Origin of the sequence: Methyloceanibacter sp., assembly GCF_050726195.1 — a bacterium.
Classification (GTDB): Bacteria; Pseudomonadota; Alphaproteobacteria; order Rhizobiales; family Methyloligellaceae; genus Methyloceanibacter.
Genome location: NZ_JBOHJC010000022.1, coordinates 42,177 through 62,144, shown reverse-complemented (window position 1 = coordinate 62,144; position 19,968 = coordinate 42,177). Strand labels below are relative to the sequence as shown.

Annotated in this window: 18 protein-coding genes and 1 pseudogene; 10 read left to right on the top strand and 9 right to left on the bottom strand. The window is 59.2% G+C overall.

Annotation, left to right across the window (positions count from 1 at the left end; genetic code table 11):
- The first annotated feature begins 921 nt into the window (after nucleotides 1–921).
- Nucleotides 922–1,083, top strand: coding sequence for a hypothetical protein (locus ACRECX_RS14170; protein ID WP_431559490.1), 162 nt, complete (start codon nucleotides 922–924; stop codon nucleotides 1,081–1,083).
- A gap of 456 nt (nucleotides 1,084–1,539) precedes the next feature.
- Here ACRECX_RS14170 and ACRECX_RS14165 read toward each other — a convergent pair whose 3' ends face one another.
- A complete protein-coding gene (locus ACRECX_RS14165) occupies nucleotides 1,540–1,800 on the bottom strand; it encodes a hypothetical protein (protein ID WP_431559489.1) in 261 nt (86 codons plus the stop codon).
- 1,205 nt (nucleotides 1,801–3,005) lie between these two features.
- On the opposite strand from ACRECX_RS14165, the gene fae reads away from it, so the two are divergent.
- On the top strand, nucleotides 3,006–3,515 hold the full coding sequence (gene fae, locus ACRECX_RS14160; RefSeq protein WP_431559488.1) for a formaldehyde-activating enzyme: 510 nt from the start codon (nucleotides 3,006–3,008) through the stop codon (nucleotides 3,513–3,515).
- Between the two features lie 781 nt (nucleotides 3,516–4,296).
- Here the strand turns inward: fae and ACRECX_RS14155 are convergent.
- A complete protein-coding gene (locus ACRECX_RS14155; RefSeq protein WP_431559487.1) occupies nucleotides 4,297–5,760 on the bottom strand; it encodes an amidohydrolase family protein in 1,464 nt (487 codons plus the stop codon).
- Between the two features lie 304 nt (nucleotides 5,761–6,064).
- Nucleotides 6,065–6,397 (bottom strand): DUF6197 family protein, encoded by a 333-nt coding sequence (locus ACRECX_RS14150; protein WP_431559486.1) that lies wholly within the window; start codon nucleotides 6,395–6,397, stop codon nucleotides 6,065–6,067.
- 394 nt (nucleotides 6,398–6,791) lie between these two features.
- Here ACRECX_RS14150 and ACRECX_RS14145 point away from each other — a divergent pair, with 394 nt between their 5' ends.
- From ACRECX_RS14145 to ACRECX_RS14135, 3 genes are all read left to right on the top strand, one after another.
- Entirely contained in the window at nucleotides 6,792–8,300 is a 1,509-nt protein-coding gene (locus ACRECX_RS14145) for an aldehyde dehydrogenase family protein (RefSeq protein WP_431559485.1), read from the top strand.
- A 102-nt stretch (nucleotides 8,301–8,402) separates the two neighbouring features.
- A complete protein-coding gene (locus ACRECX_RS14140) occupies nucleotides 8,403–9,275 on the top strand; it encodes a DUF2189 domain-containing protein (RefSeq protein WP_431559484.1) in 873 nt (290 codons plus the stop codon).
- 96 nt (nucleotides 9,276–9,371) lie between these two features.
- Nucleotides 9,372–9,566, top strand: coding sequence for a hypothetical protein (locus ACRECX_RS14135; RefSeq protein ID WP_431559483.1), 195 nt, complete (start codon nucleotides 9,372–9,374; stop codon nucleotides 9,564–9,566).
- A 157-nt stretch (nucleotides 9,567–9,723) separates the two neighbouring features.
- On the opposite strand, the gene ACRECX_RS14130 is transcribed toward ACRECX_RS14135, so the two are convergent.
- The 3 genes from ACRECX_RS14130 to ACRECX_RS14120 all read right to left on the bottom strand — a co-directional run bounded on the left by ACRECX_RS14130 (nucleotide 9,724) and on the right by ACRECX_RS14120 (nucleotide 12,401).
- Nucleotides 9,724–10,059 carry a GYD domain-containing protein gene (locus ACRECX_RS14130; protein ID WP_431559482.1) on the bottom strand — a complete coding sequence of 112 codons (336 nt, stop codon included), beginning with the start codon at nucleotides 10,057–10,059 and terminating at the stop codon, nucleotides 9,724–9,726.
- Between the two features lie 97 nt (nucleotides 10,060–10,156).
- Complete coding sequence (locus ACRECX_RS14125; protein ID WP_431559481.1) at nucleotides 10,157–11,992, bottom strand: Rieske (2Fe-2S) protein; 1,836 nt, start codon at nucleotides 11,990–11,992, stop codon at nucleotides 10,157–10,159.
- A gap of 112 nt (nucleotides 11,993–12,104) precedes the next feature.
- Nucleotides 12,105–12,401, bottom strand: coding sequence for a (4Fe-4S)-binding protein (locus ACRECX_RS14120; protein ID WP_431559480.1), 297 nt, complete (start codon nucleotides 12,399–12,401; stop codon nucleotides 12,105–12,107).
- A 365-nt stretch (nucleotides 12,402–12,766) separates the two neighbouring features.
- On the opposite strand from ACRECX_RS14120, the pseudogene ACRECX_RS14115 reads away from it, so the two are divergent.
- Nucleotides 12,767–13,508 (top strand): annotated as a pseudogene (locus tag ACRECX_RS14115) (IS5 family transposase); the annotation flags it as partial.
- A gap of 20 nt (nucleotides 13,509–13,528) precedes the next feature.
- Here the strand turns inward: ACRECX_RS14115 and ACRECX_RS14110 are convergent.
- Nucleotides 13,529–14,353 carry a complex I NDUFA9 subunit family protein gene (locus tag ACRECX_RS14110; protein ID WP_431559479.1) on the bottom strand — a complete coding sequence of 275 codons (825 nt, stop codon included), beginning with the start codon at nucleotides 14,351–14,353 and terminating at the stop codon, nucleotides 13,529–13,531.
- Nucleotides 14,354–14,757: 404 nt separating this feature from the next.
- Here ACRECX_RS14110 and ACRECX_RS14105 point away from each other — a divergent pair, with 404 nt between their 5' ends.
- A complete protein-coding gene (locus tag ACRECX_RS14105; RefSeq protein WP_431559478.1) occupies nucleotides 14,758–15,168 on the top strand; it encodes a hypothetical protein in 411 nt (136 codons plus the stop codon).
- Nucleotides 15,169–15,557: 389 nt separating this feature from the next.
- A complete protein-coding gene (locus ACRECX_RS14100) occupies nucleotides 15,558–15,884 on the top strand; it encodes a hypothetical protein (protein ID WP_431559477.1) in 327 nt (108 codons plus the stop codon).
- Nucleotides 15,885–16,073: 189 nt separating this feature from the next.
- Here ACRECX_RS14100 and ACRECX_RS14095 read toward each other — a convergent pair whose 3' ends face one another.
- Together ACRECX_RS14095 and ACRECX_RS14090 are read right to left on the bottom strand one after the other, a co-directional pair.
- Nucleotides 16,074–16,421 carry a nuclear transport factor 2 family protein gene (locus ACRECX_RS14095; protein ID WP_431559476.1) on the bottom strand — a complete coding sequence of 116 codons (348 nt, stop codon included), beginning with the start codon at nucleotides 16,419–16,421 and terminating at the stop codon, nucleotides 16,074–16,076.
- 97 nt (nucleotides 16,422–16,518) lie between these two features.
- A complete protein-coding gene (locus ACRECX_RS14090; RefSeq protein ID WP_431559475.1) occupies nucleotides 16,519–17,160 on the bottom strand; it encodes an alpha/beta hydrolase in 642 nt (213 codons plus the stop codon).
- Nucleotides 17,161–17,264: 104 nt separating this feature from the next.
- Here ACRECX_RS14090 and ACRECX_RS14085 point away from each other — a divergent pair, with 104 nt between their 5' ends.
- Both ACRECX_RS14085 and ACRECX_RS14080 read left to right on the top strand, forming a co-directional pair.
- Nucleotides 17,265–17,993: an SOS response-associated peptidase gene (locus ACRECX_RS14085; RefSeq protein ID WP_431559474.1), complete on the top strand. Its 729-nt coding sequence runs from the start codon at nucleotides 17,265–17,267 to the stop codon at nucleotides 17,991–17,993.
- 52 nt (nucleotides 17,994–18,045) lie between these two features.
- Entirely contained in the window at nucleotides 18,046–18,957 is a 912-nt protein-coding gene (locus tag ACRECX_RS14080; RefSeq protein WP_431559473.1) for a M28 family peptidase, read from the top strand.
- Nucleotides 18,958–19,968: the final 1,011 nt, after the last annotated feature.

Sequence of the window (19,968 nt, the reverse complement as noted above, 5' to 3'; positions counted from 1 at the left end):
ACATCCAAAGCGACGTAGTACGTCATCCGATCCTCCCTGTGCTTCGTTCATCGCGGACACCAGCGTCCACGACTCAACAGGGAGCTTGACCCAAACTCAGATCAAAGCCCGATTACGAATGCTTTGGATATCAACGCACCTCTTTCGCATCGCCACACATACTGGCCGGCCCAGGCATCGAACGGCACGTGGTCGTCTCACCACAACGTAAAATGTCTAATTGACATTTTCGCCGCTCGCCACGCAACCGCCTGAGTTGTTCCGAACGGCTCTACCTTTCGCCTCTGCGCGATCCGGACATCAACTCGCTCTTCCTACGAAGTAAAACTTCAACATGACTTCTCCCTTTCGTCCTCATTAGCGCCCGTCGCCCGAGAGACGGTGCCGCCTCTGTTGGCGAGGAAAAGGACAACCACTAGCCAAAATTGAACGCAAGATGCCCGCTGTGGTCGCAAATGGCTCTACCTCCTGCTCGGTCGGCCGGGGAATTGCTGCATTGCGAAACAAGCGGCTCGCTATTCACGACGCTCCTCGTCCTCCCCAATGCAGCCCGGCATCTCGGTGGGCGCTCGTCCGTCAAATAACCCTTCAGGCGGCGGATGCCGAGACTATAGAAATTCGTCTCATTTTATCGTCCAGTTGAGAGAAGAAATTCCAAGTTCTCCGCACGCCGCATCCATCCATGTGCGCGGCCGATGTCGACGATGCGGGTGTTCCATCTGCGGCTCCAACACAAGTCGACCTCACGATGCCCCATCTGAGCTAAACACGAGTGGTTGCTCTGTGAGCGCCCGGAACACCCGATCCTACCGCGGGTTGAATCGGGGAGCATACGATTGGGCACCCTCGCAGGAACCAATCGCCAGGAGGTGGCCCACGCTTTCGGCAGACCTCACCATGCATCACAAAGGGAGAATGACTATGAAGAGACTCCTCTTGGCGTTCATTACTTTGGCCGCTGCAACCGCCCTCACCGCGCCTGCCGGTGCTGGGCTAAAGGATGCAAAGAACAAGGTCGAGTGCGAGAAGGCAGGCGGCGTCTGGGTCGAGAAGGACAACAAGTGCGGCGCTAAGACAGAATAGAAAGCACCCAAAGGTGAGGGCGATCTCGTTTGGACCGCTAGTACTGCCGCAATGGCCGCCTTGTGTTCCAACTGGAAATAGGTGTCCTGCCAACTCGCAAGGCTTAGACGCGCCGCTCTCAGACAAGCCACCGGATCTCTCGCACGTTTGATCAAGAATGCGAGACAGGCCGTCGAAAAGCCAGGAAAATCATCCCCTCGTAGCTCAATCAGTCGATGGAGGACATTGAGAAGCCAATCCCGATCTCGCCGAGCGCTGCCGAAGAGCTACGGTGCGGTTGGCGATGACATTCTCCGTGAACTCATCAAGCTCCTTGTGTCAATCAAGCTTGATGGCGATGCCTTTAGGGCTGCTTTGGGGGCGGGCATTCTCTCCGTGCCTCGCCCCTATCGACTGGGCTGAGAGAATTCAGCTGCGCAAACCTCGCACCGGAACCGGTCCACGTCCTCCTCGCCTTCAATCGGCTTTAGCTTCGCGTGAAACGTCTCTTTCTACCCAACAGTAAGGGCACTGATAGTCACCGAGCGCCTGTTCCTCGAGGAGCGCCGGCGCCTCAAGATCATTCCCAATGCCTTCGGCGAGAAGGCCGTCCTCAAGCTTATGTTCGGCGCCATGATCCGCGCCGCCGAACGTTGGCGTCCCGTCAAGATTACCGACTTCGAGCGCCGCCAGATGGCCGCTGTCAAAAGCGAGCTCAATCAGGAATACGAGACCCATATCGGGCTCGCAAAGCCGACCTCAAAGGAGAAGCACTCTGTCTTGGCGCCTGCCCGCTTAGAGCCGGAGAGCAAAAGTAGCCCCGGTCGGCGATCTGTTACGTCGCGCAATCTCCTAACAAAAACCAAGGCTCCGCAACAACACCGAAATCACGCCGGACTTTCGTCGCTTTGGCAGAGACGTGGAAAACACTAGCTGCTGAATTGGAAGCCGATCAGGCGCTTCTCCAGACGATGTCTGAGTTGGAGTTCAGCGAGCCTTATGACGTTTTGCCTTCGGCTTTGAAGCTTCGCTCTTGGGCTGCGTAGCCTTCGCGATTTTCCTTAGCCGCTCCTCACGGCGAAGCACTTCGCCTGCAACGCCCTTCCTGCGCGTTGTCACCCTGAATGGCGCCGGGGCAAACTCTTCAGAGCCCGCTTGCACAGTTCGTCAGGGTTGGTGATGCCCTTATCCGCCAGTGCCATAAGCTTTTCCGACAAGTCGGAGCTAAGTTGGCCGTCCTTTATCCAGTCGCGGGATGGATAGCGAGCCTTGAGCGCCGCCCAAGCATCGCTGAACGCTTGCTCTAAAGCCGACCGGGTTTCGTCGTCATAGAAACGGGGCGGGTGTCGAGAGCCCATTGCAGCCTCCTTCGGGGGTCAATTTTGCTCCCATCGGGGAGTGCATCGCGAGTCATTTACTTTTATTTTTTTCAAGATGCTGGGAACCATCTTGCGCTCCCCAGACCTATGTTGGCCATCGAAAGATGGGACCTGCACAGAAAAAGACCCGAAGCCGAATCCCCGGGTCTTGTAATCAAGGGTTTGAGACTACGAGGCAGCTCTAGGCGACCTCGCTGCGGTGGGTTGCTCGACCGGCTTGCACGCGTTACGCGCCAAGCTGACATACATCTCGCTAAGCGTCGAGACCGCGTCGATGCATTCTAGCCGCCAGCTTGTTGATGCGGTGCTGAAGTCCGTTTGCCTCTGCCGAAGGTTCTCCACTCGCTTCTGAGCCCCGAAAGGGCTATGATTTGCATAATCCTAACATGACGTGGGGCACCCATTCTCTACTCCTAGAGGGGAGGAGATGTCATGCCTCTCAATGGGGTTTCAAAGTCTTCCATTCTGAGAATCGATATGAGCCAGCCAAGGAGGCCCAAGCTGGAGGTGGGGAGTGGCGCCTTCTGGGCATAACATGGGCCAAACCCAAGAGGAGGTTAGTTCATGCCTAAGATCAGTGGCGTATGTGTCGGCGAATCGCTCGTTGGCGATGGCAACGAGGTTGCTCACGTTGATTTGCTGATTGGCCCGCGCGGCAGCCCCGTCGAGCAGGCATTCTGCAATTCGCTGACCAACAACAAGGATGGGTTCACCACGCTGCTCGCGTTGGTCGCGCCGAACCTTATGTGTAAGCCCCCGACCATCCTCTATAACAAGGTAACCATTAAGGAGGCGCGCCAGGCAGTACAGATGTTCGGTCCTGCGCAACATGCCGTGGCCAAGGCAGTCGCTGATTCCGTCGCCGAAGGCGTCATTCCTGCCAACGAGGCCGATGACCTCTTCGTTACCGTTGGCGTGTTCATCCACTGGGAAGCGAAGGACGACAAGAAGATTCAGGATTTCAACTACAACGCCACGAAGGAAGCCATTGCACGCGCCGTCAAGGGAGAGCCGAAGGCGTCAACGGTCACCGCGGAAAAGGAAAAGGTCCAACATCCCTTCGCCGCTGGCTGAAAGGGAGAACCCTCAGGTCGGGGTCAGCCCGGCAGGGAAGGCGGTCCGGGCCCGATTCGGCGGTGGCTCCAGAAGCTGGGCTTTTGATGGATGGAGGATTGGCTCTAAGGATGGATGGAGGATTGGCTCTAAGAGTGAATCGCCGCCTAGCCCCGGTGTCTTGCCCTGGACTTTCTGGCTGCAGCCTTAGGTTTTGGCCGAGATTCAGCCTCGTCAGGTGCTTTGACAGCTGGCTGCTCCTTGAGCCGCTCCGAACCACCGAGGTGGAATTTTGAGTAGAGCTCCGAACCATACGCCTCCAGAGCAGTGGCGATGAGGGCTGCATTTTTCGGGGCGTGCCAGCCGCAGCACCTACAAATCACGCGCGGCGGATGACGCTTGCCGTCTAGGACAAGCCATTCACCGCCTTCTTCACTTCTTACCTCAAAGAATCGTCGCCGTTCCATGCTGGCAGTAACTTCCCACGGGAGCTATTGCTCCGCTGCGAACGAAGGTCAAGCCGGCCAAATAGGATGATCACCAACAGTAACTTATGAAAAGCATCTACCGAGATCGACCCCTTGTCACATCGGAAGTACCAAGCCGGTCTGCCATAGCCGCTAGTGATGGCATGAGTTCCCCGCAGACCCGAAACGCAATTGCGCCCTCGTGGACCCGCGGAGACCTCGGACTCTCTACCATTGACTGCTCCTGGCACCTTGGCGACATTATCGTGGTGTGGCCTAATGTGCTCCCAGGTGCGACATCAGCGTAAGCCGCTAGTCTCGGACTCCTTGCAGGATTAGGCAGGGAGGCCGCCGCGTTCGGCGATCAGCGCGTCGTACTCGGAATCAGTTTTGGGCCCGTAGGTCTCGAAAGTCGGATCCGCCACCTTCCGATAAGCCTGCTTGCGCGTCCCGATCGGATCGATCTCAGTTTTTCTGCGCCGCTCCGGTACATCGACACCATAGACGCGAGCGCCATTGAGGCCGAACACCTTTTGCTTGAGCGAGGGCGTAAGCTCGGGGTACCCGTGCGCTTCGATCAGCGCCGGTGCAATTTGAAAGCTTCGGAAGGCCTGAATCTGGTCCTGCGGTGAGCCGTACCAGATCGAGTCCGTGCCCCAGAGCACATTATCTTCGCCGATATGCTTCAAGAGTTTGCCGAGAAGGTGCGCGGCGGTGGTCGGATCGCGCATGACGAAGCGCCAGGTCGAACCGAGTTCGGCATAGACGTTGGCGTTGCGGGCGATACCGTTTGTCTCCACTGACTTGATCAGGGTATCGACACCACGGGTGGCGTTCGCCAGATCATAGGCACCCTCGGTCGTCCCAGCCTCATAGCCAGAGTGGTAAATTATGAAGTTCATGTCTGGGTATAGCGCTGCGGCGCGGCCGACGTCAGCGCATCGGCCAAATTCTTCCGGGAATCCCGGGAACAGCAGACCCTTATGGATACAAATGTTGCGCACGCCGAGTTCGCGCGCCCGTTCGATGAACGGTATGCCAACCTCGGGGCTGTCCAACTCGAAGCCGCTGCCTTCAGGGCCCCATTGCGTGTAGCACTTCCACGCAGCGATGGGGTAGCGGTCGACCGCATCCTTCATGAGCTGGAGCGGGGCCACTTCTGGGCCAGCATTCGGCACCACCATGGCGTGGAGAAAGAGCCGGTTAGCGCCCTCCATCCGGTCAACCAGTACTCGCACCCGATTCGCCTCCTCGAGAGAAAGTGGGTTGTTTTCGGGCAATTCGGGCACGAAGGAGAGGACCGCGAGCTCGGTGTCGCTGTCCAGGAACACGTGCTTAATGAACTTCTCGGCGGAAAAGCAGTCGACCGGGTCGTCGCCGCCGCAGGAGCCTTGGGGGAAGTTGGCGAGGATCTGCTCCCAATACCGGCCGGCGGACCTGCGCCAAGCGCCAGCTGGGTCGACCATGTGGGTCTGCACGTCGAAGATGAACTCGTCGCCGGCTAGCGCCTTTGCGGCTGCGGTCTCAAATGCGCTCTCCTTGGGCAAACGAAAGAGACCGCCAGTATTGCCGAGTGCCGCGAAGGCTTCATGCAATGTGAGCAACGTGGTAGCCGCACCGCAGAGCGATTGTAGGAACGCCCGGCGTCCAAGTCCGACGCGCTTGGCGTGCTCTCCGATCCGCCGTTCGGCTTCGCGGTTGGCGCGCGCCACATGATTGGTTAGTGGCACCGGGCAAAACTCGCCATTGGATGTGGCATCGACCTTGACCGGCAGCGGACCCCTCATCTCGTTCGCCATGACTCCTGCCCTCTGTCGTTGCGTTATTAGACCGGTTTAGAGCCTCACGTGACCTGTCGGGCTTCACCTACGCAGGCACGGAAGCCGGCAGGTGTTCGGAGGGTATACTCTAATGCCCGCTTTTGATGCTGTGGACGGCTCATCTACCTGCCCATGAGTGCCAAGGATGTGGGCGCTATTATTGCTACCCCGATTTGGGCGGAGCCAATCATGCAAGTGGTCACAAGGATAGGCTTCGATCTTGCGAAGTCGGTTGACGTTAGGCTTTCCCGAGCGAGCCCAAGGCTCAGGACAGGGCCGTGACTCACGTCTCTAAAAGGACTTCAAGGACTTCATCGAGTAGCGCGAGCATGGGCGCGTGACCCCTCACGTCGTTGACATTGACGAGTGTAGCGCTGCCGTGAAGGGGGCGCAGCGCCGCGATTGCCAGATCGTGGGCCCGACGGTGATCGTTGGTGATTTCATAAGCTGCCGCTATTAGGGCGCCCAGACCACAGCGCCTTACCGCCCTTTGATCTGTTGGGTCCACCGAACGGCCATTGGCATCCCTCGCAAGCTCATTACGGCACCACTGCCGCTCGTCCTCGATAAGGGCTCGCGCTCTTTCTATAATCTGAAGCTTGAGCGGTCTCGACATGGTTCCACCTCAAATCCTACTCATCTGATTTGTCAATGGGGGCGTGAGAGGCTCGAGAAAGGTGCCGGGAGTCCGAATTTGGCACCAAGCGGATGATTTCCGGGGGAATAAGTCGTAGGACGAGAATGATGCCGGCCGGCACAATTGCGGCAGATTCATCGGCCGGTGCCTTGGCTGAGGCGAGATTAGCTGCGTGCTCGGCGCATCTTTGGTATAATTGGTAATTGCATTCAGCGTGATAGCGCTGAGCCATCGCCGCGGTTTTTGAATTGCGCCCCTCGGCGCAATGATGTGCGCGATGGAAGAGTCATTCAGACCTCAAACTGCGCCATCACGTGACCGGAAACGCGAGCGTCACTTGCCGCCAATTCCGGAACAATCAGGAGGCTAAGCTATGAGTATCGCAACAGCAGAAATCCGACTCGATAAGAATGTCACGAGTTTCGTCAAGGAACGGCGCAAGCTCTTGATCGATGGGCAATGGGTCGATGCCGCCTCGGGCAAGACGTTTCCCGTCGAGAACCCCGCCACCGGCGAGGTGATTGCGCATGTGTCAGAAGGTACCAAGGAAGACATCGATCGGGCCGTCAAGGCGGCTCGCCGAGCGTTTGAGAGCGGGGCCTGGCCAAGATTGAGCCCATCAGAACGAGGCAGACTGGTCTGGAAGCTCGGCGATCTCATCCTCGAGCATCTTGAGGAGTTAGCCGAACTGGAGTCCTTGGATAATGGAAAGCCCATCGCGGTTGCCCGCGCAGCTGACGTGCCGCTGGCGGCGGATCTCTTCCATTACATGGCGGGTTGGGCCACCAAGATCGAAGGCAACACCATCCCCATCTCAGTGCCCTATGCACCAGGGGCGAAGTTCCACGCCTATACACTGCGTGAGCCGGTTGGTGTGGTGGGCCAAATCATCCCGTGGAACTTCCCGTTCTTAATGGCAGCGTGGAAGCTCGGACCTGCGCTTGCCACCGGCTGCACCGTGGTGTTGAAGCCGGCCGAAGAGACGCCGCTAACAGCCTTGCGACTAGGAGAGCTGGTTCAGGAGGCGGGCTTCCCCGATGGCGTGGTCAACATCGTTACCGGGTTCGGTGAGACGGCCGGTGCGGCCCTGGCCGCACACCCTGGGATCGACAAAGTGGCATTCACTGGCTCAACCGAAGTCGGCAAGCTCATCCTCAAGGCCGCCACCAATGACCTGAAGAAGGTGTCGCTTGAGCTGGGCGGCAAGTCTCCGAACGTCGTCCTGCGCGATGCCGATCTCGATCTCGCCATCAAGGGCACGGCGAGTGCCATCTTCTTCAACCACGGTCAGTGCTGCTGCGCCGGGTCACGGCTGTTCGTGCAGCAGAGCATCTTTGACAAACTCGTTGGCGGCGTCGCTGACGAGGCCAAGAAGATCAGAGTCGGTCCGGGGCTTGATCCCAAAACGCAGATGGGCCCGATGGTCTCTGAAAGCCAGTTCAACCGCGTGTGCGGTTATCTCGAGTCTGGCCTTGCCGAAGGCGCAAAGGCCGTCGCGGGTGGCGGGAAGCGCGGGGACAAAGGATATTTTGTTGAACCCACCGTGCTGGTCGACACCAAGCCCGACATGAAGGTCATTCAGGAAGAGATTTTCGGCCCGGTGGTTGCCGCCATTCCCTTCAAAGAACTCGACGATGATCTGGTCAAAGCCGCCAATGACACAATCTACGGCTTGGCGGCCGGGGTTTGGACTAGGGATCTCAGCAAGGCCCATTCTCTGGCAGGCAAGCTGAAGGCGGGCACCGTCTGGGTCAACTGCTATAACATCTTCGATGCGGCGCTGCCTTTCGGCGGCTACAAGCAGTCTGGCTGGGGCCGTGAGATGGGGCATGATGCCCTCGATCTCTATACCCAGAAGAAGGCGGTCTGCGCAGCCCTATAACAGCGTAGCGCACGAACATCCAAACTGACACCGCCTGGCGCGCGGGTGTCGCTTAAGTTTGATCGCAGCGCCCCTCGAACCGGCAGTTTGGAAGGTGCGAAGATGGACCGGCCAGAGCACATCCGAAACCCCGTCGAGTGGGGAATAGATCAGATCAGGCTTGGAGCGCTGACCCTGCGATCGCTGGGTCGCTCCGTGCGAGGCAGCCAGGCGAGCCGGGATGCCCCGCTGCCCGCGGTCTGCCGGATCAGGATCGCCGACCTCAGGGACGTCTTAGTCAAAGGTCTCGGCGATTTCGGGGCGTATCGGACCGACGTTATCTTCATCTGCCTCATCTACCCGGTCATCGGCATCATGCTGGTATGGCTGACCTTTGACTATCAAATGTTGCCGCTGCTGTTTCCACTCGCGGCTGGCTTTGCGCTTGTCGGTCCGGTCGCGGCGGTGGGCCTCTATGAAATGAGCCGACGACGCGAGCAGGGCAATCGCATCACCTGGGTGGATGCGTTCGGCGTGGTCCGCTCGCCCGGGTTCGGTGCCATCCTGGTGCTGGGATTGGTCCTGCTGACGATCTTCCTGCTCTGGTTGCTTGCGGCCAATGAGATTTACCATGTCACGCTCGGCCCCGAGCCGCCGGCCTCACTCGCCACGTTCGCCCGCGACGTGTTCACCACGAGGGCGGGCTGGACGATGATCATTGTGGGGATGAGTGTTGGTTTCCTCTTCGCCGTGCTGGTGCTGGCGATCAGCGTGGTGTCGTTTCCGCTGTTGCTCGACCGAGACGTTGGGCTCGACAGGGCGGTGTGGACGTCGATCCGCGCGGTGGCTACGAACCCGGTCCCGATGGCCGTTTGGGGCCTTATCGTCGCGGGCGGCCTGGCGATCGGGTCGATACCCGCTTTCCTTGGCCTCATCATCGTCATGCCCGTGCTCGGACACGCCACTTGGCATTTGTACCGCAAAGTTGTGCCGTGAATGCGCTTCGCTTGCGCTGCGCACGTGGCCATTAGGAGTGGTGGCGCCGATTCCGAAGATACTCCTCTTATTGGTCTAAGTGGGATGGAGAATCCGATGACGTCCAAAACCTATTCTCGTCTTGCCGCGCTGATTTTTGCTATTGTGGCCCTGCTGCAACTGACCCGTGCCGCGAGTGGCTGGCCGGTAACCGTGGGCACGACCATTTCGGCCCCAATATGGGCCAGCTGGATTGCCTGCATTGTCGCAGCTGGACTGGCCTGGCTCGGTTTCACCGCAGCCCGGATCTGAGGACGACACAGGTTTGGCCTCAAGTGAGGGAAACGACATGGAACGGCGGTTGGGCAGCATCAGTCGCGCCGACGTCGCTTCTTTGTGCGCATGTCGTATAGGTTGAGGGCCCCCCATAGCAATCTCAGCGCTCAATAGCTCTGCGGGGACCGCAATCTTAGGCGCGTCCCGCACTCCTAAAGGCCCTCGCCGCCGTTCCAGCAGCTTCGAAGGTTGCTCTCGCATCCTCGGCTGTCATGGCAACGGTGGTTTCGATATCGGACAGGCTACCCCCGCCCGCCGCAGCCAATATGGCAGAGGCTGCCGCTTTGTTGTCAGGAAATTCGCCTATCACCAACCAGTCATGCGGGCCGAAGGTCAGGTACCAACCGATAAGCCTACCTCCGACGCTCTCGAAGAGGTTGGAAACGGCTTCCTCGCGATTTTCCGGCCTAGCCATCATGCCCTTGATTGCGTCTGTGGTGAACCGACCTCGTGAAATGTAAATGGGCATGTTACCTCTCCTTTGGTTGAAGTTCTTTAGTCACTCCGTCGGACCGCTTTGTCCGGACTGGGGTCAGAGGCCGACATTTGGCTTAGGTTAGCGAGCGTCAGCTCAGTGGGTCAAAACTCGTCTCCGCCTCGTGGATCGCCTCGCCGCGGCTCAGGCGACGCGCCACCATTGCAGTCTGCAGCTGGGCCCGTTCAGTGGGAGAATGGGCAGCAACATAGCGCGCAACTGCGATTAGAATCCGAGTTCCCGCAGGGCACTGATCCCATTCCCGGTACTGCTGCACACCAGCCTCAAGCATCTGATAGGTATGGAAGTCGGCGTCCTCCCGCAGGACCGCGCGCGCAAGCGTGGCGATCAGCGGCTCTGCCGCATGGCCAAGACTGAGGTAGCGGGCAACGAAGCGTCCGGCTGTCTTGACGGCTCCCTGGCGGTCGAGCGCAGCAAGAAAGGCATCGCGCAGTTCGCCTTGATCACGCGGTAAGTCGTCTAGCCCATTGTCGACCTCGCCGGGAAGCCGTGCTGGCGGGACGTTGAGAAAACGGATCAGATAGACTTGCATTGCCCCATGGACCACACCGCGCAGGAGTTCGGGACGCTCCAGCTCCATTGGCCCTTCGGCGGTGATGCGTGTCAGCAATTGATGGACAGCATTGCAGTAGGTGAAGCAGTGAAGTGCCGTATCCCAATCGGAATGCTCATTTGCAGTGCCGAACAGGGCAATCCGCTGAGCTGCGGCGTAAGCAACCGCGCGGCTGAGATCCGTTGCCGTCGCACCGTCGCGAATTGCCGACGTGAGAGCCGCCACGACCGCCGTCGGGTCATCACCCAGCAGCAAGAGCGCCAGCGGCTCGTAGCCTCTCCAACTTCCGCGCTTTGTTTTGCCTTCGGCCAGGAGCTCCGGCAATTCAGCGAACGCGGCTTCGCACAGCGGCACCAAATCGATTGGCTGCCGCCAGGCATTGGACTCCTCGCTGCCACGCGCATTGACGATTTGGTCTACGACACTCGGCAGGATCGCCGGAACATGTTCCCAGCCAATGATGTCGAGACTCTCAAAGGCCTTGTTGGTGAAATCCAAAACGTGACCGCCATCAGCGAAATAGCGGTCGGTAACCGAGATCAGCATGAGCGCGGCGAGTTCGATCGATGACGCGCCGCTTGCGATCGCGGTCAATAATGTGCGCTCCGCCGCGTCGCGATGGCGGACACGCGTCCAGTAGCGGAACCAACGTCCTAGAACCGGCAGGGGCTGATACTCGCGAGGGGCAAGCGGTTGGCGATCACGCCGCGCAGACGCACCATCGCAGTCCCTCGCCACCCGGCTCATTCCCTTGTAAAGCGCGTGATAAGTCTCCTCCTCGGGTAAGGAGGGGATGAGCTTGGCAAGCGCAGTGAGAATGGTGAGCCCGATGCCCCAGCCATCGCGATTGTGGGCTCCAAATAGCATGGCGTCGCGCACCAAGGAGCGATGGTCTAAGCCCTCGCCGATAAGCCCCAGCACAGCCTTGGCGAGAACGAGGCCGATGTTCTGTTCCAATCCCTCTCGCAGTCGATTGCGCCAGTGGGCGTCGCCGTCGCTGTAGCGGGTGTGCGGACAGGCCCACACCACACCGTCCCTTATTTCGACCGCTGCTGTAGGAACATCGTCGGCCCAAAGGTCGAAGGTGCAGCCACTAGCGAGGTCAAAACGCGCGTGATGCCAGTGACAGGTCAGGATGCCGTCTTCGACCGAGCCGCGATGGAGCGGAAATCCAAGATGAGGACAGCGGTTATCCAGGGCAAACACCTTCCCATGGTCATAGACGACGAGTAGCGGACAGCGAGCGCCACGGACGACCAGCATACCTGCGGCCTTAAGCTCCTCCAGTGTCGCCACGCGAATGAAGCCAGTGGAAGGGGTGGTTAAGCGTTCGCTGATCTGTATTTTGGACATGTCGCTAGTGGCACGGTCGCATCGTGGCCGATCGTCTGTCACGTCCTCCGGGCTCAAGTGATCGAACGCGAGGCCGGCATGTGACAGCGTGTCTTCGCCTGGAGTGACGCGTCTATTCGGCCTTCTTCAGCAATTCATAGGTCAACGCGCCTGACGGGCAACGCTTGACCTGTTCGGCGATCACGTCCGCGGAAGCGCCGCTTACGTCAATCCATGGCTTTTTCGACACATTGAAGACGGAAGGGAGACCGCGTACGCACTCTCCGGCATGAATGCAAATCTTGGGGTCATAGCGGACGACAACCTTGTCGTTTCTGTATTCCGGCATGGGGGCATCTCCATTGTCCCCCCCTGGCTTCGCTGCTGCCAGATTGTACGCCCCCTCGATCCCGCCGTCCTGAACGGACACGAAAAAATTCGCGAATATTCGCGATCAGATCCCTGCGCTCGCTAACGAATCCCCGCTCTCACCAGATTTTCGTGCTTGCCGGGGCACGCCGGCACCGTCAGTCGTGCAGACGTCGCAGAGTTCCTGGGGCGGCAGATTGACGACCGTGCATTGATCGGCGCCACGCCGCTTCTCATTAGCTGAGCCACGTCCGGCGCCATCCGTTCAGCTACCGCTGTCAGATCAAAGGGTCCGATTTGGGTCAATCTGAGAAGTCTCCGCGCCGACCGGTGAGGTCCGCTTCCGGGGCGATTCCGGACATTCGTGTTTCCAGTTGATGGTCCGCGTGGTTGCATGATTCAAGCTCCGAAAAGGAGTTTTCAGCCATGCGGTACGCCCTCACCGACAGAGAATGGAACATCATTCAGCCCATCCTGCCGAGCAAGCCACGCGGCATTTCGCGTGTCGACGACCCGGCGGATCATAAACGGCATTCTGTGGATTCTGCGATCTGGTGCGCCGTGGCGTGATTTGCCGGATCGTTATGGCCCCTACACGACCTGCTACAACCGCTTCGTCCGGTGGCGGCGGGCCGGCGTCTGGGACCGGATCATGGATGGGCTCAGTGCCGCTCACGACGCGTCGGTTCAGATGATCGACACGTCGGTTGTCCGCGTGCACCAACATGGTGCCTGCATCGCCAATAGCGGCGGGCAGGATATTGGCCGGTCTCGTGGCGGACTGACCAGCAAGATCCATGTCGTCGTGGACGGCAATGGTTTGCCGGTGCAGCTCGGCCTCACCAGTGGTCAGGCGCACGACAACCAGCTCTGCTCGGTCTTGCTGCGACATCTCCCTCGGCGCGCGCGATTGCTGGCAGATCGAGGATATGACGCGGACTGGATCCGGGCATTTGTCGCCGAGCGCGGCGCGTGGGCCAACATCCCGCCCAAGCGCAACCGCAAGGACCCGATCTGCTTCAGCCCCTACCTTTACCGGGACCGCAATCTGGTCGAGCGGTTCTTCAATAAAATCAAGCAGTGCCGACGAGTCGCAACTCGATACGACAAGCTCGCCGCCAATTATCTCGCCTTTGTCAAGCTCGCCTGCATCCGCCTATGGCTGCGCGTTTATGAGTCCACGGCCTACTACACTGCCAGAATCTCTTTTAGACAATCTTCGACGCTCATTGGGTTGACGCCAAGACGCGTCAGATCCAGCCTTGCGGCGACGTTATCGACCTCCATTAGTTCTACCTGGTTTACGGCGAGGCCGTCCCACGGGCTGCGCTCTGCCGCGGCAGCGAGCACTTTCCATGCGCTGTAGGGTAAAGGAACAAGAAGGCGGCGAACCGACAGTGCCGCTGCTATCTCTTCGACCAGTGTCCGGTAGGTATAGATGTGCAGTCCGCCCGTTTCGTATACGTGCGCCACATGACCACTATCACGAAGCAGGCAGACAATCGCGCCCGCGACATCTTCTACGAAAACAGGCTGCAATCTTGTTTTGCCGTGGCCAAACAGAGGAAAGACGGGCAGCCGCTTCACCAGGCGTACGAGTGTCGTCAGGAACGCATCGTCCGGCCCAAACATCACCGCAGGCCGAATTACAGCGGCTTCATTGAATGCCTCGCGCACAGCAACTTCGCCCCTGCCTCTGGCACGGATATAGCGGGAATCGGAATTGGGGTCGGCCCCGATTCCGGAAATTTGGACAAGACGCCGGACTTCAGCTTCGCGGCAAAGCCGGGCGAGGCTTCCGGCTGCTTCTACATGCACCGCATGAAAGGTTATGGCGCCGTGCTCTACGTAAAGGCTGACGGCATTCACCACACCGTAGGCGTTTTCCAGTGCGGCCGGGATGGTCTTTTCGGCACGATAAGACTCGAGTTGCGCGCGTGCTGAGCCGAAAATTTGCATCGCCCGCTCCGGATGACGAGAGACGGCACGAACTCGAAATCCCTCCTGAAGCAATTGCTCAACAATCCGGCGTCCCAGAAAACCCGTTCCGCCGAATACGGCGACGAGTTTCGGTGTCGCACTTCCCGTTGTGCCGGCTTCTTTGATCGCCGCACCCTCTCAGAAGCGTTCTCTTGGTCGAGCGCTATCCCCGAGGAAACCCTACCCACTCGACCCAAGCTTGGGGGACCCAGCCTCACGCGAAGCCCTTAGCTTGTTTGCCGCTGGCAGGTCGAACCAAAAGGCTCAAGCCCAGTTACTTTCCCCCGCACTCAGGCCCGTCACCACGCGCGTTGCCAAACGCGCTTGCCGCACAGCGGCGCTTCTGGAACAGGAAGGGCCATCTACAGGTTTGCCTAAATAGGGCAGAGGGCCAAAGCAGGGGTGATCATCCACCTCAGAACAGTTGGAGAATTTCCATGTGTGATTATAGCCTGGAACTCATGGCGTCCCGCCCTGCTAAAGTCGGCGACAAGCTCGTGTCGACGAGATTCCCCGACACGATCACGCGGGGCTTCGCCGCAGCGGACGATAAGGAAAGGAACGTGGCCGTGTGCCTGCTGCCGGGCACGGAACTCGCCTTCGCCGAGGAAGTGACATCTACCTTCGGTCGTAGACGCTCGGCCGGGCATAAGGTGGCCCGGTTCCGCCAAATCAACCAAGGTCTGCGGTCCGCCTATCATGACGCGCTTGAGTTTCCCGATGGGCAGATCATGTTGCTGACAGATCTAAGCGAAGGCCAATACGCCACCGTGCTGCAACTGCCGGCCGGTGAGCCGCGCATCTCCATGGAGGACGCCCAAAGGGAGGAATCATGGGCCGTACTATAGTTCATCGCCCTAACGTGGGCCCGGCCTCCCGGGAGTGGCTGGTCGGGCTCTAGTTTAGAAGCCGGTAATTGGAGGATGGACTTATGCGCCTGCTTCGATCGATCTGCTGTCTCTTTGCCGGCCAATGTGCCGGGGAAAAAACTACACCGACAAGACAGACTATGCGAGGTGAAGCACCTGTCTCAGGCGACCTCGGTCAAAAAGAAGCCGAATTGGAGAAAGCCAGTGAAGAGGAGCTCCGGCATATGGGAGGCGGCGACACAGAACGCTGAGCAGCATTGTTCACAGGAGCGTCGGACCAGGTGCCCAGTGCAGAATTGACGTAATTGCCAAGTTTCTGCCTTTCCACCTCCAAGTTGGAACAATGCACCAGATCGGAAGGCGAGACTGTGCCTATATACACCGCTGAAGTTGGAGACCGTCCGGTAGCAGCCATGCAGGCTCACAGTTTGCGTGAGGCTGAGCAGTTCTTCCTCGGTAGTGCCTTCTCCGCCGATCTTCGCACGCTTGAGATGAAAGGTGGTGAGCCGGGAAAACCGATCTGGGACGGCAAGGCTGAGATTTCTGTCAGGGAATCATCGGCCGAGGAGGTCGCCATTTGGCAAAGGTTTAGAACCAAAGCCATTTCTGAGGGCGTCTCAGCGTCTGATGATGAGGCCTTTACGTCCTTCCTGGACGCTGCCCGTGAGATCAGGCCTGATGAGCTTAAACGATAGCGATAACGACGATCGGGTCAGCGTCGTGGATTGGCTGCGGGGTTAAGTGAGGCCAGAAAGGCGCGCGTTTTCTCCCACGCGCCATGGTCAAACAAATCGACATGGCCGCCGTGCGGAAACAACTCGATTGTCTTCGGTTCGTTGGCTGCTTGATAGACGCGCCGACCCATTCGACCGGGCGGTAGTGCCTCAGTTTGAAATATCAAAGCGTCTGATCAGGCCGTCCTCTATCTGAAAAATATGGACTCCCTTCTTGTCGAACAGCACGTTGGCCTTGAGGTCGCACGCAGTCAGATGAACGTCGACGCGGGCTATTCCATCCGCAGCGATCGAAATGCTAGTCGGCTCGGCGTGTGAGTCCATGATCGCCCATTGTCGCGTCCAGTAGTTGCGGACGCCATTGTGCCCGTAGACATGCCCGCCCTCCAGCCCGTTGGCCCATATGACGTCCCGGTGCATGGTCGCCAGCGCCGCTTCCATGTCCCGGGCGTTGAACCGATCATACAGATGATCGAGAAGTTCTCTGTCACTGGGCATAGCGCACTCCTTGGATCATCTATGTAGGATAAGCCCGCCGGATAGCTTGATCCAACCCAGGTTGGGGCAAGAATTTCAAACTGAGACACTACCGGGATTACTGCTCTCCATGGAGAACGAGAACCGGCGCCGGCACCGAGCGGATGTTGCGCTCGTTGTCGTACTGGTCCGTGATGAGCAGGCGGAGCGGCAGCCAAAAGTAGGTTGCCCGGGCCACATCGACCGTCGATGTGGGTGGCGATTCCAGCACGATGGTAGCCACCGGCCTCTCTGCCGCAAGCCGTATCGCTTGGCCCGAGCCCAGCGACTCGCCGTAAACGACGATTTGCTCCGGTGAAACGCCACGCTTAGCCAGGTCGTCGTAAGCAGCGATCGCGTCAGCGACGTTGTTCTCCTCTGTCGGCCGCCCGCCAGAACCACCGTAGCCACGGTTGTTGAGGTAAAAGAGGCCAAAGCCGTCTTGGCGCATGGTTGCGATTCTGGGGGCGCGATTGGCGGCGTTGGCCCCGTTGCCATGGAAATAGAGGACCGTCGGCTTATCTTCCTTCGCTGGCGCATGCCAGGTGATCAACGTGGTACCGTCGGCGGCCGCGATTTCGATCTCCTCGATGCCATCCAGGCCGGCCTCCGCCGGGGCGACGCGGGCCGGATCGGGAAAGTACATGAACGCGCGGTTGCCGAAGTAGGCCACCGCGCAGATCATGGCATAGAGCATCGCGAGCCAAAGGATGAGTTCCATAGTTCCCTGCCTGAAGCTCCCGAGGAACGCTCCAACTCGCTCCGGGTCATAGCTCACCACCGAGCGGCTCCAGCCTTCGACAAGGATCGTCTATCCTCCCTAAGATGTGTGGACGTGTCATTCAAAGTTCTTCACCCCTTCGCCTCGCCATTGTCGAAGGCCTTGATGTCAGCGACAGCCGAATGGGCAACATTCGCCCGCGCTACAACGCTGCGCCGAGCCAAGAGTTGCTCGTCATTCGGCAGAACCACAAGACAGGTGAGCGCTCGCTCGACCTGATCAGGTGGGCTCTGATCCCGCACTGGTGCCGAGATCCCAAGGGCGGCCGCAAGCCCATCAATGCCAAGGCTGAGAGTGTCTCAAAGGTCCCAACGTTCCGCGATGCCTATGCGCTACGGCGCTGCATCGTGCCCGTGGACGGCTTCTTTGAGTGGCGGGCCATCAAAGGCGCACGGGCGAAACAGCCCTATGCCATCGCCATGAAGGATGGCTCGCCCTTTGGTCTGGCTGGTATATGGGAGAACTGGAAAAATCCGAACACAGGGGAGTGGGAGCGCACCTTTGCGATCATCACGGTGGCGTCGAACGCGCTAGTGGGGCGGATCCATAACCGCATGCCTGCGATCCTTGAGCCTGGGACCTACGATCGCTGGCTTGGTCTCGAGCCTGACCCGAGCGATCTGCTTATCACGTATCCGTCTGAGCCCATGACGATGTGGCCCATCTCGAGGCGGGTGAACAAACCGGAGAACGATGATCCCTCAATGTTGGATCGTACTGGCGACCCATTCGACGTGTGGGCTCCTCTCAGATCGGACGAAAGGTCAGCCTAACCACGGCTGAGAACGAGCCAATTTGCTTTGCCCATTCATGAGGAACATCCGGTTGGTCGACGGTGAACTACAGGTTGTTCGCGACGCCTTACGGGCACATGTCGAGGCTCTTGCCGTCGACATTGGTCCGCGGACACCGTTTACCGCCTCCAGCCTGGAGCTTGCCGCGACGTACATTCAATCGGTCCTGGTCGACGCGGGATACGCAGTCACAGAGCAGCCCTACCAGTATCTCGATTATCGCGTAGCCAACATCATCGGCACCTCGGCCGCTGCGGCGGAGGCATCCGATTTTTACGTTGTCGGCGCCCATTACGACACCGTGCCAACAACGCGGGGTGCAGATGACAATGCGAGCGCCGTGGCCGTCATGCTAGAGCTGGCGCGTCGCGTCTCAAGAGCCAGACTGAAGGCGCCCGTTCTCTTCGTTGCCTTCACGCTTGAGGAGCCTCCAGCCCATCTGACCCGCCATCAAGGCAGCCGCGTGTTCGTGCGACAGTGCCAGGAGAGCGGCAACCGCGTGCGAGGAGCGATCATCCTCGAGATGGTCGGCTATACCTCACCGCGCCAGCAATACCCCTTCATCTCCCGGTGGCCCGGTTATCCGGCCGAAGGCGACTTCATCGGCATCATCGGAAACTGGCGGTCACGCCAGTTCGGGCACACCATCCTGCGGGGCTTTCACAATAATGCTCGCCTCCCCGTGGAGTCGCTTTTCGTGCCCTTCAACGGTTGGATCTTGCCGGCAACGCGCCTGAGCGATCACGCCGCATTCTGGGATGCAGGGTGGCCGGCGCTGATGGTCACGGATACCGCCTTCTTCCGCAACCCGAACTACCACCTTCCCAGCGACACCATCGACACTCTCGATTTTGACTTCATGGCAGAGCTGGTCATGAGCCTCGAGCTTGCTTTGTTTGAGCTGCCTGCAAGCCCCGTGAACAATACAGTGGCTATATGCTAACTTCGCACTCCGCCTTGCGCCCGACCAGCATCACGACCTTGAGCGCGAGTGGCATCGTGAACAGTTTGTCCAGACATGACACGCCGGCCGCGCGCATCGGAATCGGGGCTGCCAGCCGGCACGATGCCCCTCTAATGAGGAGCCGTTAGCCGCCGCTTATATTCGACGACGCTCTCCGCACGAACAGCGAGCCTTCCCCCCAACCGCAACTGCGTCCATTCCAGCTTGCCGTCACCCATCAACTGCCGGACTTTAGCTGCCGTCTTCGGCGCTGGTGGCGAAGATGGAGCGACGCGTGGCCGGTATCGATCTTCTCAGGGTTATCGGCAACGTCGCGGTCTAAGCCTGCACTCTCTTTTCAACGAGAAAGCTCAGTACCAGAAGCGTTACTGGCCAAATAGCTACCCAAATTCCTAGCCGCTGTGCATGAGCTTCTTGAAGGGCTGCTCGCAATTCAGGATCCTCAACCGCGCTCAAGACCGGCCTCATGAACTCCAAGTCTGGTCCGAAGTACCATACCAGCCACGCGAGCGGGATAGAGGCAACTCCCAACCAAAACAAAATTTCAGGTAGTGATTTCATCTTCTCCTCCTCGCCGTTTGGTGAGCCCTCCAAAGGGGACGTGCTCCGAAACCGAGCATAACACCCTGGCATCATGCGCCCGCTGATGTTTCGGTTGGTACGCCACGTTACGAGCGCGCAAAGCTGTGTATGGAGGCAAAGGATGTCCCCGGACGTATTGCCGGGACCAGCTTCAACCAAACCTACGACTTATCATTTGCGGGACAGCCGTCGGCGCGGCTTCCGCAGAGCGACTAGCCTACTACGGGGGAGTCGACGTAGACGGCCCCCGGGGGACCAGAGGCTCCACGGGACGCCTGGTCACTTTGTCCTAGCCCGGCAGATCCTCGGGCCGCTTCTTGGCGAGGTTTCCTTTGAGCAGTCCCGTGGACTGGCCGACCTCGATCAAGTAGCCGTCGGGATCACGCATTTAGCAGCGAATTTCGGCGC